Here is a 14,249-nt window from a genome sequence, read left to right as displayed (position 1 = left end):
TCCCGGTGGCACCCACCGCGGCGTCAGCGCCACGACCCCTGCCCCCCAAAGAGCCCATGCGCCAGCCTGCCGTCCCTCCCTTTCCCATGGTCACGCTGCTGGCCTCGCTGCTGGCCCTGGCCTGGGCGCCGGTCCATGCACAGGCCCTGCCCGACCGGGAGTTGAAGGCGGTGCAGGTGGAGGCCTCGCGGACCAGCCAGCTCGGCGAAGCCGCCACCGCCAACACCGGCGTGGTGACCCAAGAGCAGCTCGACGCCCGCACCGTTTACCGGGCGGCCGAATTGCTGGAGGTCACGCCCGGCCTGGTGGTCAGCCAGCACAGTGGCGAAGGCAAGGCCAACCAGTTCTACCTGCGCGGCTTCAACCTCGACCATGGCACCGACCTGCGCACCACCGTCGACGGCATGCTGGTCAACCAGCGCAGCCACGGCCATGGCCAGGGCTGGACCGACCTGAACTTTCTGATTCCGGAGCTGGCCACCCAGCTGGACTACAAAAAGGGGCCGTTCTACGCCGCCGAAGGCGATTTCGCCACCGCTGGCGCGGTGAGCATCAGCTACGCCAACACCCTGAAGCAAGGCATTGCCAGCATAGGCCTCGGCCAGAACGGCTACCGCCGCACGCTGCTGGCCGACTCGCCGCAGTGGGGCCAGGGCCACCTGCTGTACGCACTGGAATGGTTCAAGAACGACGGGCCCTACCTGGTGGGCGACAACTACCGCAAGCTCAACGGCGTGCTGCGCTACAGCGAGGGCACGGCCGCCCAGGGCTTTGATGTGACTGCCATGGCCTACCGCTCCGGCGACTACCACGCCACCGACCAGATCCCGCGGCGCGCGGTGGCGGCCGGCACGCTGAACCGCTTTGACGCAATCGACCAGACCGACGGCGGTCGGGTGGCACGCTACAGTCTGTCGGGCGGCTGGCACGAGGTCACCGACAGCACCCGCACCCAGGTCCACGCCTACCTGGTGCAAAACCGGCTGCAGCTGTTCTCCAACTTCACTTACTTCCTGGACGACCCGGTCAACGGCGACCAGTTCGCCCAGCCCGACAAACGGGTGTCGGCCGGGCTGAACGCCAGCCGCAGCTGGACCAGCACCTGGCTGGGCCGGGAGAGCGAAACCACGCTGGGCCTGCAGCTGCAGAAAGACAACATCCGCAACGGCCTCTACAGCACGGCGGCGCGGCAAACCCTGTCCACCACCCGGCAGGACCATATCCTGGAAAGCAGCCTGGGCCTGTACGCCGAAAACAGCACCCGCTGGGCCGAGAAATTCCGCACCGTGGCCGGCCTGCGGCTGGACGCCTACCGCTTCCAGGTGGACAGCAACAACCCGGCCAATTCGGGCCGCGGCAGCGACAGCATCGCCAGCCCCAAACTCAACCTGATCTTCGGCCCCTGGGCCCAAACCGAGTTCTTCGCCGGTGTGGGCAGCGGCTTCCACAGCAACGACGCCCGCGGCACCACCATCACTGTGGACCCCAAGACCAACGACCCGGTGAGCCAGGTGCCGGCGCTGGTGCGTTCGCGTGGCCTGGAGTTGGGTGTGCGCAGCGAGTTCATCCCCGGGCTGCAGTCGTCGTTGTCGTTCTACCGGTTGGACTTCGACTCCGAGCTGGTGTTTGTCGGCGACGCCGGCACCACCGAGGCCGGCCGGCCCAGCCGCCGGGTGGGTTTTGAGTTCTCCAACTACTACAAAGCCAACCGCTGGCTGACCATCGACGCCGACATCGCTTTTGCCCGGGCCCGTTTCCGCGACACCGATGTGGTGGGCCAGCGCATCCCCGGCGCGGTGGAAGGTGTGGCCTCGGTGGCGCTGGCGGTGGACAAGCTGGGCCCCTGGTTTGGCGCGCTGCAGCTGCGCTACTTCGGCCCGCGGCCGCTGCTGGAAGACAACAGCGTGCGCTCCGGCCAGACCGCCACCGTCAACGGCCGCATCGGCTACAAGTTCAGCCCCACGCTGCGGCTGGAGTTGGAGGGCTTCAACCTGACCAACAGCCAGGCCTCGGCCATCGATTATTTCTACACCTCGCGGCTGCGCGGCGAGGCCAGCGCGGTGGCCGATGTGCACTTTCATCCCATCGAGTCGCGCAGCTTCCGGCTGACCCTGGTGGCCAACTTCTGAGAAGCTGTTCACGGTCGGCGCCGGCGCCGCACAAATAAGCCGGCCGCAGCCGGTTTTTCCGGCGATGTTCCCCCTCTTTTGAGTTGACGATAGCTTACCGAATGCTTACATTGAAATCGTCAACCAATGGGGGTTTGTCATGGTCGTGTGCCTGTCACTCAACGAGCTGCAACGCATCAAACAATGGCACGTGGACCATCGCCACGACCACCCCATTGAGTACCACCTGTGGGACACGGTGCTGATCCTGTGGGTCATGGGCTGCATCGGCTGGCTGCCCACCACCTTGTTCCATGTCTGGTGGGCGTTGCCACTGTGTGTGGTGGCCTTTGTCATGCCCGCCACCTACGTCGGCTGGCGGGCCCAGGCCCATGCGCAGCAGAAATTGCGCTGCGAGTGGCTGCCGCCGCAGCGCTGACGCCTCAGCCCCTCACTGGCGGGCGGTGCGCAGGTTGGGCGGCAGGCCCTGCGGGTGGCTGGTGCGAAAAGGGTTGATGTCCAGCCCGCCGCGCCGGGTGTAGCGGGCGTACACCGTCAGCTTGGTGGGTTTGCAGCGCGTCCACACATCCATGAAGATGCGCTCCACACATTGCTCGTGGAACTCATGGTGGTTGCGGTAGCTGACGATGTACTGCATCAGCCCACCCTGGTCGATCTGCGGCCCGCTGTAGCGAATCTGCACGCTGCCCCAGTCGGGCTGGCCGGTCACCAGGCAATTGCTTTTCAGCAGCTGGCTGGTCAGCACCTCGCTCACCGGCTTCTCATCGAAAGCCGCCGTCAGCAACTCCGGCGCCGGCGTGTAGCGGTTGCACTCGATGTCCAGCCGGTCCAGGCTCAGCCCTTCCAGTTCCTGCACAGTCTCGGCGCCAAACTGCTCGGGCAGCACCAGCTTCACCCCAACGGAGGCCAGCACCGGCCCGCCGCGCCAGACCGCCTCGCTGAGGTCGGCCCGCAGCCGCTGCTGCAGCGCGCCGGCGTCGGCAAAGGCGGTGGCGTTGAAGCTGTTCAGGTAGAGCTTGAGCGACTTGCTCTCGATGATGTGGGTGGATTCGCAGGGCACGGTGACATGGGCCAGCGCCACCTGCGGCTTGCCGCGCGGCGTGAGCCAACTCAGCTCGAAAGCGGTCCACAGATCGGCGCCAAAAAACGGCGGGTGGGCGCCCAGGCCCAGCTCGGCCCGCTTGTCGGCCCGCGGCAAGGGGAACAGCAGCGTGGGGTCGTAGTGCGGCGCGTAGGCCACCGGCTTGCCCAGTGGCGAATCCAGCGGTGAACCGGTGGAGGCGTGGGAGTGGTCGTTCATGCGGCGGCCGCCGGGGAATGGGCGCGGTGAAAAGGCACGAGTTCGGTCAGCAGGCGCTCAACCACGCCACGCGGCAGGTCGTGGCCCATGCCGTCCACCGCCACCAGGCTGGCGCCGGGGATGCGCTTGGCCGTGTCTTCGCCACAGGCGAACGGCACCAGCGGGTCGGCCTTGCCGTGCACCACCAGCGTGGGCGAACTGACCTGGGCCAGGCCGCGGGCCCGGCCATGGTCGGCCATGATGGCGGCCATCTGCCGGGTCACACCGGCCGGGTGGTAGTTGCGGGCCATGCTGGCGGCCACCCGGGCGCGCAGCTCCGCCTCGGGCGTGGGGAAACCGGGGCTGCCGATCACCGTGAACAGGCCCACGGCATGGTTCACCAGGTCGTCGAGCTGGCGGCTGCGGGGCCGGCTCAGCAAGGCCTTGAGCACATGGGCTTGCGCCTGCGGCAGGCCGCGGGCGCCGCTGGAGCTCATCACGCTGGTCAGGCTCAGCACCCGTTGCGGCGCGGCCATGGCCACCCGCTGGGCAATCATACCGCCCATGCTGGCCCCCACCACATGGGCTTGCGGGATGCCCAGCGCGTCGAGCACACCCAGCGCGTCGGCCGCCATGTCGGCCAGACCATAGGGGGCCCGCACCGGCAGGCCCATGCGGAACTTCAAGCCTTCCCACAGCAGGTTGGGCGTGCCCAGGTGGTCCAGGTGTTGCGACAGGCCGATGTCGCGGTTGTCCATGCGGATCACCCGGAAGCCGGCCGCCACCAGGCCGTCAACCAGCGGCTGCGGCCAGGCCACCAGCTGCATGCCCAGGCCCATGATGAGCAGCACCGCCGGGCGGCTGGCGTCGCCGCTGTCGTCGATCTCGATCTGCAGTTGGTTGGCTTTGATTTGCATGGCGGGGTGGTTTGGGAAGATCAGGCCGGCCGGCGGCGAAACACCAGTTTGTTGGGTGCGGAGACGCTGGCGTCGAAGGCATAGCCCTCGGCGTTGAAGCCTTCCAGCTGCTGGGGCAGCGTCAGCCGCTGCGTGATGGCATGGCGGGCCATCAGGCCACGGGCGCGTTTGGCCATGAAGCTGATGACCTTGTACTGACCGGCATCGGGCCGCCATTCCTCGAACACACAGTCGATCACCCTGGCCTTGAGCGCCTTGCGGTCCACCGCCTTGGCGTACTCCTGCGAGGCCAGGTTGACCACAACCGGCGTGCGGTCGGTGCGCAGCCGCTGGTTCAGGTGCTCGGACAGCTGCGCCCCCCAGAACTTGTACAGGTTGGCGCCGCGCGGGTTGGCCAGCGCCGTGCCCATTTCCAGCCGGTAGGGCTGCATCCAGTCCAGCGGCCGCAGCACACCGTACAGGCCGCTGAGGATGGCCAGGTGGTCTTGCGCCCACAGCAGGTCGTCAGGGCCCAGGGTTTTGGCGTCCAGGCCCTCGTAGACATCGCCGTTGAAGGCCAGCACCGCCTGCTTGGCATTCTTGGCGGTGAAGCGGGTTGACCAGGCCTGGTAGCGGGCCACGTTGAGCGCGGCCAGCGGGTCGCTCAGGTCCATCAGCCGGGCGATCTGCTGCGGCGACTGCGGTTTGAGCAGTTCGATCAGCTCGGCCGACTGGCTGACGAAGGCGGGCCGGGTGTGGGGCAGATCGCCCGCCAGGGTGTCGTAGTCCAGCGATTTGGCCGGGGAAAGCAAGAACAGCATGGCGCAGGGCAACCCGAAAAAGTGCAGGCTCAGAGAGCGACAGCGGATTATCCCGGTTCGGCCAAATCCCTCAGTGCAGGTCGCCCAACAGCGAGGCCATGGTGTCGGCGGCCATCAGCGTTTCGGCCCGGTAATGGGGGTGGTCGCAGCCCAGCGAGGCCCCTGCGCCGGCCTTCAGCGCCGCCACCAGGGCCGGTGCCAGCTCGAAACGCAGGAAATGCACGGCCGAGGTCTTTTCGCCGTTGCTGCGGTCCAGGTCCTCGTCGGCAATGGCGTAGACCGGCGACTGGCCGGCCACGGTGACGAAAACCCGGTCTTCGATGCCGATCAGTTGGGCCAGCGCCCGCCTGCGTTCGTGCACATCGGGGTAGGCGATCATCATCGTGGCCTTCCAGTTGTGGCCGTCGGGCAGCAACGGGGCGTAGGCGGCGATCTCGCGGGCGATGTCCTCGTCTTCAAAGAGCTTTTCGATGCGCAGCATCTCCTGGATCTGGTAGCGCACCGTGGTTTCGCTCTCGAACTGCAGCGTGATGTGGCCGCCCAGGGCCACCGTGCGGCGCCGGCGGTGGGCCATGACCTCGGGCTGGTGGGTTCGGCGGTGGCGGCTGTAGGCCTCCAGCGTCATCAGGCTGTCGCGGGTGATGGGGCCAGTCATGGGTGTGGCCTCAGTCCACCAGTTCGGCCAGTGCCTTGGCGTAGCGGCTGGCATGCGAACGCTCGGCCTTGGCCAGGGTTTCGAACCAGTCGGCCACCTCGTCGTGGCCTTCTTCGCGGGCGGTCTGGGCCATGCCGGGGTACATGTCGGCGTACTCATGGGTTTCGCCGGCCACCGCGGCCTTGAGGTTGTCGCGGGTGGCGCCGATCGGCAGGCCGGTGGCCGGGTCGCCGCATTGCTCCAGCCACTCCAGGTGGCCGTGGGCATGGCCGGTTTCGCCCTCGGCGGTGGAACGGAACAGCGCGGCCACGTCGCTGCGGCCCTCGATGTCGGCCTTGTTGGCGAAATACAGGTAACGGCGGTTGGCCTGCGATTCACCGGCGAAAGCGGTTTTCAGGTTTTCTTCGGTCTTGGAGCCTTTGAGTGTGGGCATGGAACTCTCCTGGAATGCGGCACGACGGGCTTTGCGTCCGCCATGCGTCAAGGTTAACGCCAACGGCCGCGCCCCCCCAACCTCGGCTTTAAAATCCCTGCTGATTCCTGCCCCACCCCCGACGGCATCCCTGTGCGATGCCGTTGTCCTTTTTCTGGCCCACCATGACCGACACCGTGCCGCAACCCGGCCTGCAATCCCTGTCCAAATCGTTTGAACCGGCCGCGCTCGAAGCGCACTGGGGCCCGGAATGGGAAAAGCGCGGCTATGGCGTGGCCGGCTTCCGCGGCACCCAGGCGCCCCAGGCCGGCGCCCCGGCCTTTGCCATCCAGCTGCCACCGCCCAACGTGACCGGTACGCTGCACATGGGCCATGCCTTCAACCAGACCATCATGGACAGCCTGACCCGCTACCACCGCATGGCCGGCTTCAACACGGTCTGGGTGCCGGGTACCGACCACGCCGGCATTGCCACCCAGATCGTGGTGGAGCGCCAACTGCAGGAGCAACAACTCAGCCGCCACGACCTGGGCCGCAAGAACTTTGTCGCCAAGGTCTGGGAATGGAAAGAGCAAAGCGGCAACACCATCACCACCCAGATGCGCCGCATGGGCGACAGCGTGGACTGGAGCCGCGAGTACTTCACCATGGACGACAAGCTCTCCAAAGTGGTGACCGACACCTTTGTGCGGCTGTACGAGCAAGGCCTGATCTACCGCGGCAAGCGCCTGGTGAACTGGGACCCGGTGCTGATGAGCGCGGTGTCCGACCTGGAGGTGGAAAGCGAAGAGGAAGACGGCAGCCTGTGGCACATCGCCTACCCGCTGGCTGATGGCTCCGGCTCGCTCACGGTTGCGACAACACGGCCTGAAACCATGCTCGGCGATGTGGCGGTGATGGTGCACCCGGAAGACGAGCGCTACGCCCATCTGATTGGCAAGCTGGTCAAGCTGCCCTTGTGCGACCGCGACATCCCGGTGATTGCAGATGACTACGTGGACAAGGCCTTTGGCACCGGCGTGGTGAAGGTCACACCGGCCCACGACCCCAACGACTATGCCGTGGGCCAGCGCCACAAGCTGCCGATGATCGGCGTGCTGACGCTGGACGCCAAGATCAACGCACAAGCCCCCGCCGCCTACCAGGGCCTGGACCGTTTTGTGGCCCGCAAGAAGATCGTGGCCGACCTGGACGCGCTGGGCGCGCTGGTCGAGGTGAAGAAACACAAGCTGATGGTGCCGCGCTGCACCCGCACAGGTCAGATCGTCGAGCCCATGCTGACCGACCAGTGGTTTGTCGCCATGAGCAAGGTCAGCGAGCAAGATCCCACGGGCAAGAGCATCGCGCAAAAAGCCATCGACGCCGTGGCCAGCGGCCAGGTGCAGTTTGTGCCCGAGAACTGGGTCAACACCTACAACCAGTGGATGAACAACATCCAGGACTGGTGCATCTCTCGCCAGCTCTGGTGGGGCCACCAGATCCCGGCCTGGTACGACGAAGACGGCCAGGTCATCGTCGCCCGCAACGAAGCCGAGGCCCAGGCCAAGGCACCAGGCAAAACCTTGACCCGCGACCCCGATGTGCTGGACACCTGGTACTCGTCGGCCTTGGTCCCCTTCAGCACCATGGGCTGGCCAGAAGCCGCCGCAGCGCAGGGACAGGGCTTGGCCGAACCCAGCGATTTGGCGAGCGCAGCGAGTATGAGCGGGGGCGGTCAAGCCCTGGCCCGCAGCGGCACCAACACCCTGAACGACTACGACCTCTACCTCCCCAGCACCGTGCTGGTCACCGGCTACGACATCATCTTCTTCTGGGTCGCCCGGATGATCATGATGACCACCCACTTCACCGGCCGGGTGCCGTTCAAACATGTCTACATCCACGGCCTGGTGCGCGACGCGCAAGGCCAGAAAATGAGCAAGTCCGAAGGCAACGTGCTCGACCCGGTGGACCTGATCGACGGCATCACGCTGGCCCCGCTGCTGGACAAACGCACCACCGGCCTGCGCAAGCCCGAAACCGCGCCCAAGGTGCGCAAGCAGACCGAAAAAGAATTCCCCGACGGCATTCCCGCCTACGGCGCCGACGCGCTGCGCTTCACCTTCGCGTCGCTGGCCTCGCTGGGCCGCAGCATCAACTTCGACAGCAAACGCTGCGAGGGCTACCGCAACTTCTGCAACAAACTGTGGAACGCCACCCGCTTTGTGCTGATGAACTGCGAAGGCCAGGACTGCGGCTTCAAACCCCATGGCGCCGACGAATGTGTGCCCGGCGGCTACCTCGACTTCGGCCCCGCCGACCGCTGGATCGTCTCCGCGCTGCAGCGCACCGAGGCCGAGGTGGCCAAGGGCTTTGCCGAGTACCGGCTCGACAACGTGGCGAACGCCATCTACCGCTTTGTGTGGGACGAGTTCTGCGACTGGTATTTGGAAATTGCCAAGGTGCAGATCCAGACCGGCGACGCGGCTGTGCAGCGCGCCACCCGCCGCACGCTGATCCGCACGCTGGAAACCATTTTGCGGCTGGCCCACCCCATCATTCCCTTCATCACCGAAGAGTTGTGGCAAAAGGTGTCGCTGGTGGCCGACCGAGCCGGCGAATCGGTCAGCATCGCCGCCTACCCGGTCAGCCAGCCCGAGCGCATCGACGAGGTCGCCGAAGCCCATGTCGCCAAGCTCAAGGCCCTGGTGGACGCCTGCCGCAATTTGCGCGGCGAGATGAACGTCTCCCCCGCCACCCGGCTGCCGCTGTACGCGGTGGCCGGCACGGCCGCCGAGGCCGCCTTTTTGCGCGGCGCCGCACCGGTGCTGCAGGCACTGGCCAAGCTCAGCGAGGTCAAGGTGTTCGACGACGAGGCCGCCTGGAGCGCCGCCGCCCAGGCCTCGCCGGTGGCGGTGGTGGGCGAGGCCCGCTTCTGCTTGTTCATGGAAATCGACGTCGCCGCCGAAAAGGCCAGGCTGGGCAAAGAAGCGGCGCGGCTGGAAGGCGAGATTGCCAAAGCCCATGGCAAGCTGTCCAACGAGGCCTTTGTGGCCAAGGCCCCACCCGCGGTGATTACCCAGGAGCGCCAGCGGGTGGCCGATTTCACCGCCACGCTGGCCAAGCTGCGCGAGCAACTGGCCCGGCTGGGCTGACCCCAGGCACCGACCATGACCCACGCCCCGCTGACCAAGGCCGTCTTCCCCGTGGCGGGGCTGGGCACGCGTTTCCTGCCGGCCACCAAGGCCCAACCCAAGGAAATGCTGCCCATCGTCGACAAACCGCTGATCCAGTACGCGGTGGAAGAGGCCTACGCGGCCGGCATCCGCCACATGATCTTCGTCACCGGCCGCAGCAAGCGCGCCATCGAAGACCATTTCGACACCGCCTACGAGCTGGAAAACGAGCTGGAGACCGCCGGCAAACAGGCCTTGCTGGACCTGGTGCGCTCGGTGCAACCGGCCGACATGGACTGCTCCTACGTGCGCCAGCCGCGCTCGCTGGGCCTGGGCCATGCGGTGCTGTGCGCCGAGCACCTGGTGGGCAACGAGCCCTTTGCGGTGCTGCTGGCCGACGACCTGATGGTGGGCCTGGCGGACGGTGCGCCGGTGCTGGTGCAGATGGCCCGGCATTTTGTGCAGGCCCAATGTTCGCTGCTGGCGGTGCAGGAGGTGCCGGCCGAACACACACGGCGCTACGGCATCGTGGCCGGCGAGCGGCTGGCCGATGGCACTGTGGACGTGCGGCAGTTGGTGGAGAAGCCTGCGCCGGAGGTCGCGCCTTCACGCCTGGCGGTGGCCGGCCGCTACATCCTGACGCCGGCGGTGTTTGCGCAAATCCGCGCACAACCGCGCGGCGTGGGCGGAGAAATCCAGCTCACCGACGGCATTGCCGGCCTGCTGCCCTCCGAGCGGGTGCTGGCCTTTCCCTATGCCGGCAAGCGCTATGACTGCGGCAGCAAACAGGGGTTTCTGGAAGCCACGGTGGAACTGGCCTTGCAGCACCCCGAGGTGGGTGCCGATTTTCAAACCTACCTGCGGGGTTTGAAGCTGGCCTGAGGCTGGACCGCCTCAGCGGCGGCGCAGCAGGTGGATAAAGTCGCTGCCCACGGTTTGCTGCTCGACCAGCTCGTTGCCAGTTTGTTTGGCAAAGGCCATGAAGTCGCGCACCGAGCCGGGGTCGGTGGACACCACCTTGAGCAGCTGACCGCTGGCCATGTCGGTCAAGGCCTTTTTTGCCTTCAGGATGGGCAAGGGGCAGTTCAGGCCGCGGGTGTCAATTTCCTTGTCGCTGTGCATGGGTCGCTGTCCTCGGTTGGTGGCCGATTTTACGCAATTGGTCCGCCTCAGGGGCGATTGAACTCGATGAATTGCGGCTCGTGGCCACGGGCACGCAGCCAGTCGGCCAGTGCATAACCGGTGCCGGCCGGCCAGCATTTCACCGCCTCGGGCGCGTACAGCTTGTACTCCACCAGCTCCGGCGACAGCTTGACCTCGCCCTCGGCCACCGCATGAAAAGCGATGATGACCTGGTTCATGCGCTGGAAGTCGTAGACGCCGATCAGGCTGAGCGCCGTCACATCGAGGTTGGTTTCTTCCTTGATCTCGCGGGCAATGCCCTCCTGGGCGCTTTCACCGGCCTCCATGAAGCCGGTGATCAGCGCGAACACCCGGCCGCTCCAGGCGGCATTGCGGGCCAGCAGCACCTGGCCCTGGTACTCGATCACCGCCGCCAGCACCGGCGTCGGGTTGTTCCAGTGGGTGAAGCCACAGGCCACGCAGCGCAGCCGCTGTTTCTCGCCGCCGTCCTCCAACTGGGCCAGCCACTCCAGCGGCGTGGCGCATTGCGGGCAAAAGCGGAACTCGGTGCGGGGGGTCACGGTGGGGGCTGGGGGCTCAGGCGGGGAACACGCCGGTGGACAGGTAGCGGTCGCCGCGGTCGCAGACGATGAAGACCACGGTGGCGTCGCGCTCGCGTTTGGCGATTTCCAGCGCCACCCAGCAGGCGCCAGCGGCCGAGATGCCGGCAAAGATGCCCTCCTCGCGCGCCATGCGCCGGCACATTTCCTCGGCGGCGTCCTGGCTCACAAGCACCGTCTCGTCGACATGGGTGGGGTCGTAGATCTTGGGCATGTAGGCCTCGGGCCATTTGCGGATGCCCGGGATGCGCGAGCCCTCCGAGGGCTGGGCGCCGATGATCTGAATGGCCGGGTTCTTTTCCTTCAGAAAACGCGACACGCCGGTGATGGTGCCGGTGGTGCCCATGGCGCTGACGAAATGCGTCACCCGGCCTAGGGTGTCGTCCCAGATCTCGGGGCCGGTGGTCTCGTAGTGGACGCGCGGGTTGTCGGGGTTGGCAAACTGGTCCAGCACCCGGCCCTGGCCCTGGCGCTGCATGTTCTCGGCCAGGTCGCGGGCGTACTCCATGCCGCCGCTCTTGGGCGTCAGGATCAGCTCGGCGCCAAAGGCCTTCATGGTCTGGGCGCGCTCGACCGACAGGTCTTCCGGCATCACCAGCACCATGCGGTAACCCTTGATGGCCGCGGCCATGGCCAGCGCAATCCCGGTGTTGCCCGAGGTGGCCTCAATCAGGGTGTCGCCCGGCTTGATCTCGCCGCGCTGCTCGGCGCGCTTGATCATGGACAGCGCCGGCCGGTCTTTCACCGAGCCGGCCGGGTTGTTGCCCTCCAGTTTGCCCAGCACCACATTGCCGCGGGCGGCGTTGTCCGATGCACCGATGCGCTGCAAGGCCACCAGCGGTGTCTTGCCAATGGCGTCCTCTATCGTGGGGTAAGTCATACCCCGCACTGTGCCATAATTTCAGCTTTGGTTTCGGACCCGCCCGGGTGGTGAAATTGGTAGACGCAGGGGACTCAAAATCCCCCGCCGCAAGGCGTGCCGGTTCGATTCCGGCCCCGGGCACCATTTGAAAGGCCGGAAGCTCCAACGAGCTTCCGGCCTTTTTCTTTTGGCTAAGCAAAAGCCCCGCGGGCGGCAAGGCCTGCGGGGCTTTTGAAGGTGAGCCGGGCCGCCCAGGCCCGAGGGGCTTATGCGTCGGTCTTGATGTGGCCGTCGGCCAGCAGCTTGGTCAGGATGGCCACGTCCGAGGCACCGCCGGCCGAGGCTTGCAAGGCGCTGAGCTGCACGTTCTCCAGCGTGACGGTCTGGGTCACAGGCGCACCGGCTGTCACATGCACCGAAATCACCGTCTGGCCACTGCCATTGGCAGAGAAGTCCAGGAACTGATCCAGACTGGCAGCGGTCTGGTGTTCACCCGTGAGCAGATCCTTGAAGTCCAGCACGTCGCCACCACTGACAGGCACACCACCGGAATAAACCACCGGGGTCAGATCAAAGTCCTTGATCACGTCCATTGTGGGAGAACCCGCCACACCCTGGTCGCTGAGCGCCCATTTGAAGGTGTCGGCACCGGTGCCACCGGTCAGCACGTCGTTGCCGTAGCCGCCAAACAGGGTGTCGTTGTCGGCACCGCCATCCAGCGTGTCCTGGCCCAGACCACCCATCAGCACATCGTTGCCGGTGCCGCCAGACAGCGTGTCGTTGCCTGCCCGGCCGTCGATGAAGTCATTCCCGGCACCGCCAGACAACACGTCATTGGCCGTTGTGCCGTAGGAGACGTCGTTGCCACCCTGGTAGTCCACCGTCTGGCCGGTTTGGGCCACAGGGACAGCAACCGCCAATTCACCGCCGTTGGGGTCGGTGCTCAGCCAGTCGCGGTCGTTGCCAGCGGTGGAAGTGGGCGCCGTATTGGCACCGGAATCAAAGCTGGTCGTGTAGTTGTCCGCATAGTTCTGGTGCGGCAACACGAATTCGTCCGAGTTGATCAATTGGATGCTGGTGGCGGTGGTGGTGCCAGCCAGATGGATCTCGAAGGAATTGCTCTGACTGATGGTCACATTGGCGCCGTTGGCCGTCAGGTAGAACCGGAAAAGGGTGCTGCCGTTGTCGGAGTACAAGCGCTCGACGATGTAGCTGGTGCCGGCGGGAATGCCCACACCGGTCACGGTCAAACCGGAACCAACATCACCCACCACACGCAAATCCCAGTGGATCGTGCGATCGGCCAGCAGCGTGATGTTGCCGTCCTTGGGACGGATGTCGTAGCCCGCCAAGCCGTTCTCGATGTTCATCTGGAACGCGGCACCACTGCCGTAGATCACTGGCGGTGGCAGGTCGTCGTTGGTGATGGTGCCCGTCGCGGAAGGCGTGGTGGCGGTCAGGCTCAGGCCATTGCTGGTGGCGCTGGTGATGGTGGCAATCACGGTCTCGTCGGTCTCTACCGTGCCGTCTGCCGTCGGGTCGATCGTCACGGTGGCGGTGGTCGCGCCGGCCAGGATGGTCACCGTGCCAGTGATGGCCGAGCCGGTGTAGTCGCTGCCGTTGGTGGCCGTGCCGCCCAAGGTGTAGTTGATCACCGTGTCGAACGCCGAGGCGCTGCTGACCGTGAAGGTGTACACCAAGTTGGTTGCGCCGTCTTCGGACACCGCCGCTGGCGCGACCGCAACTGACACCGTCGGTTGGTCGTTGTCGGTGATGGTGCCTGTGGCCGATGGCACGGTGGCTGTCAGCCCAGTGCCATTGCTGACGGCACTGGTGATCGCTGCGATCACCGTCTCGTTGTTCTCGAACACGGTGTCGGCTGTCGGGTCGATGGTGATGCTGGCGGTGGTGGCACCAGCCAGAATGGTCACCGAGCCGGTGAGCCCCGATCCGGTGTAGTCCGTGCCGTTGGTGGCCGTGCCGCTCAGGCTGTAGTTGACCACCGTGTCGAAGGCCGAGGCATTGCTCAGCGTGAAGGTGTACACCAGGTTGGGTGCACCGTCTTCCAGCACGCTGCTCGGGCTCACAGACACCGCCACCGTGGGCTGGTCGTTGTCGGTGATGGTGCCCACGCCGGTGGCGTCGCTGATGGTGCTGCCGGCGCTGTTGTTCGACAGCGTGACGGTCAGGGTCTCGTTGCCTTCGAACAATGTGTCTTGCGTGGTCTGCACCGTGAAGGTCTTGGTGGTTTCGCCCTGGTTGAAAGTCAGCGTGCCG

Annotated in this window: 13 protein-coding genes and 1 tRNA gene; 5 read left to right on the top strand and 9 right to left on the bottom strand. The window is 66.1% G+C overall.

Features of this window, described 5'->3' with window-relative positions; all coding sequences use genetic code 11:
- Window positions 1-56: 56 nt before the first annotated feature.
- Entirely contained in the window at window positions 57-2,129 is a 2,073-nt protein-coding gene (locus tag AC4BAR_RS08620; protein WP_490627444.1) for a TonB-dependent receptor, read from the top strand.
- Window positions 2,130-2,268: 139 nt separating this feature from the next.
- Window positions 2,269-2,547, top strand: coding sequence for a hypothetical protein (locus tag AC4BAR_RS08615; protein ID WP_490627443.1), 279 nt, complete (start codon window positions 2,269-2,271; stop codon window positions 2,545-2,547).
- A gap of 12 nt (window positions 2,548-2,559) precedes the next feature.
- Here AC4BAR_RS08615 and queF read toward each other — a convergent pair whose 3' ends face one another.
- The 5 genes from queF to AC4BAR_RS08590 form a co-directional block, all read right to left on the bottom strand.
- Window positions 2,560-3,429, bottom strand: coding sequence for an NADPH-dependent 7-cyano-7-deazaguanine reductase QueF (gene queF, locus AC4BAR_RS08610; protein WP_490627442.1), 870 nt, complete (start codon window positions 3,427-3,429; stop codon window positions 2,560-2,562).
- Entirely contained in the window at window positions 3,426-4,325 is a 900-nt protein-coding gene (locus tag AC4BAR_RS08605) for an alpha/beta fold hydrolase (RefSeq protein ID WP_490627441.1), read from the bottom strand. The genes queF and AC4BAR_RS08605 overlap by 4 nt, the downstream gene beginning before the upstream one ends.
- 20 nt (window positions 4,326-4,345) lie before the next feature.
- On the bottom strand, window positions 4,346-5,125 hold the full coding sequence (gene yaaA, locus AC4BAR_RS08600; protein WP_490627440.1) for a peroxide stress protein YaaA: 780 nt from the start codon (window positions 5,123-5,125) through the stop codon (window positions 4,346-4,348).
- A gap of 70 nt (window positions 5,126-5,195) precedes the next feature.
- Window positions 5,196-5,780, bottom strand: a complete 585-nt coding sequence (locus tag AC4BAR_RS08595) for a DUF3501 family protein (RefSeq protein ID WP_490627439.1) — start codon at window positions 5,778-5,780, stop codon at window positions 5,196-5,198.
- Window positions 5,781-5,790: 10 nt separating this feature from the next.
- The gene (locus AC4BAR_RS08590) at window positions 5,791-6,213 is read right to left on the bottom strand and encodes a rubrerythrin family protein (protein WP_490627438.1); all 423 of its coding nucleotides are present in this window, start codon (window positions 6,211-6,213) and stop codon (window positions 5,791-5,793) included.
- A 164-nt stretch (window positions 6,214-6,377) separates the two neighbouring features.
- Between AC4BAR_RS08590 and AC4BAR_RS08585 the strand changes: the two genes are divergently transcribed.
- Both AC4BAR_RS08585 and galU read left to right on the top strand, forming a co-directional pair.
- A complete protein-coding gene (locus tag AC4BAR_RS08585; protein ID WP_490627437.1) occupies window positions 6,378-9,347 on the top strand; it encodes a valine--tRNA ligase in 2,970 nt (989 codons plus the stop codon).
- Between the two features lie 15 nt (window positions 9,348-9,362).
- Window positions 9,363-10,250, top strand: a complete 888-nt coding sequence (gene galU / locus AC4BAR_RS08580) for a UTP--glucose-1-phosphate uridylyltransferase GalU (protein ID WP_490627436.1) — start codon at window positions 9,363-9,365, stop codon at window positions 10,248-10,250.
- A gap of 12 nt (window positions 10,251-10,262) precedes the next feature.
- Here the strand turns inward: galU and AC4BAR_RS08575 are convergent, their stop codons facing one another.
- Genes AC4BAR_RS08575 through cysM form a run of 3 tightly spaced genes read right to left on the bottom strand, consistent with a single transcriptional unit; the run spans window position 10,263 to window position 11,990 of the window.
- Window positions 10,263-10,490, bottom strand: a complete 228-nt coding sequence (locus AC4BAR_RS08575; RefSeq protein WP_490627435.1) for a sulfurtransferase TusA family protein — start codon at window positions 10,488-10,490, stop codon at window positions 10,263-10,265.
- Window positions 10,491-10,537: 47 nt separating this feature from the next.
- Entirely contained in the window at window positions 10,538-11,071 is a 534-nt protein-coding gene (locus AC4BAR_RS08570; RefSeq protein ID WP_490627434.1) for an NUDIX hydrolase, read from the bottom strand.
- Window positions 11,072-11,087: 16 nt separating this feature from the next.
- Window positions 11,088-11,990 (bottom strand): cysteine synthase CysM, encoded by a 903-nt coding sequence (gene cysM / locus AC4BAR_RS08565; protein WP_490627433.1) that lies wholly within the window; start codon window positions 11,988-11,990, stop codon window positions 11,088-11,090.
- Between the two features lie 41 nt (window positions 11,991-12,031).
- Between cysM and AC4BAR_RS08560 the strand changes: the two genes are divergently transcribed.
- A tRNA-Leu gene (locus AC4BAR_RS08560) sits at window positions 12,032-12,116 on the top strand.
- Window positions 12,117-12,238: 122 nt separating this feature from the next.
- On the opposite strand, the gene AC4BAR_RS08555 is transcribed toward AC4BAR_RS08560, so the two are convergent.
- A partial coding sequence (locus tag AC4BAR_RS08555) for a Calx-beta domain-containing protein (RefSeq protein WP_490627432.1) occupies window positions 12,239-14,249 on the bottom strand: 2,011 nt, incomplete at its 5' end.

Source organism: Rhodoferax sp. SPJ4 (genome assembly GCF_058216275.1).
This window is presented reverse-complemented; position numbering and strand designations above follow the sequence as displayed.

What these genes read in the sequence shown, in the direction of transcription:
- AC4BAR_RS08585 (WP_490627437.1), top strand. Translation starts at nt 6,378, where the DNA reads ATGACCGACACCGTGCCGCAACCCGGCCTGCAATCCCTGTCCAAATCG.
- AC4BAR_RS08605 (WP_490627441.1), bottom strand. Translation starts at nt 4,325, where the DNA reads ATGCAAATCAAAGCCAACCAACTGCAGATCGAGATCGACGACAGCGGC.
- AC4BAR_RS08595 (WP_490627439.1), bottom strand. Translation starts at nt 5,780, where the DNA reads ATGACTGGCCCCATCACCCGCGACAGCCTGATGACGCTGGAGGCCTAC.
- AC4BAR_RS08590 (WP_490627438.1), bottom strand. Translation starts at nt 6,213, where the DNA reads ATGCCCACACTCAAAGGCTCCAAGACCGAAGAAAACCTGAAAACCGCT.
- queF (WP_490627442.1), bottom strand. Translation starts at nt 3,429, where the DNA reads ATGAACGACCACTCCCACGCCTCCACCGGTTCACCGCTGGATTCGCCA.
- galU (WP_490627436.1), top strand. Translation starts at nt 9,363, where the DNA reads ATGACCCACGCCCCGCTGACCAAGGCCGTCTTCCCCGTGGCGGGGCTG.
- yaaA (WP_490627440.1), bottom strand. Translation starts at nt 5,125, where the DNA reads ATGCTGTTCTTGCTTTCCCCGGCCAAATCGCTGGACTACGACACCCTG.
- AC4BAR_RS08615 (WP_490627443.1), top strand. Translation starts at nt 2,269, where the DNA reads ATGGTCGTGTGCCTGTCACTCAACGAGCTGCAACGCATCAAACAATGG.
- AC4BAR_RS08575 (WP_490627435.1), bottom strand. Translation starts at nt 10,490, where the DNA reads ATGCACAGCGACAAGGAAATTGACACCCGCGGCCTGAACTGCCCCTTG.
- cysM (WP_490627433.1), bottom strand. Translation starts at nt 11,990, where the DNA reads ATGACTTACCCCACGATAGAGGACGCCATTGGCAAGACACCGCTGGTG.
- AC4BAR_RS08620 (WP_490627444.1), top strand. Translation starts at nt 57, where the DNA reads ATGCGCCAGCCTGCCGTCCCTCCCTTTCCCATGGTCACGCTGCTGGCC.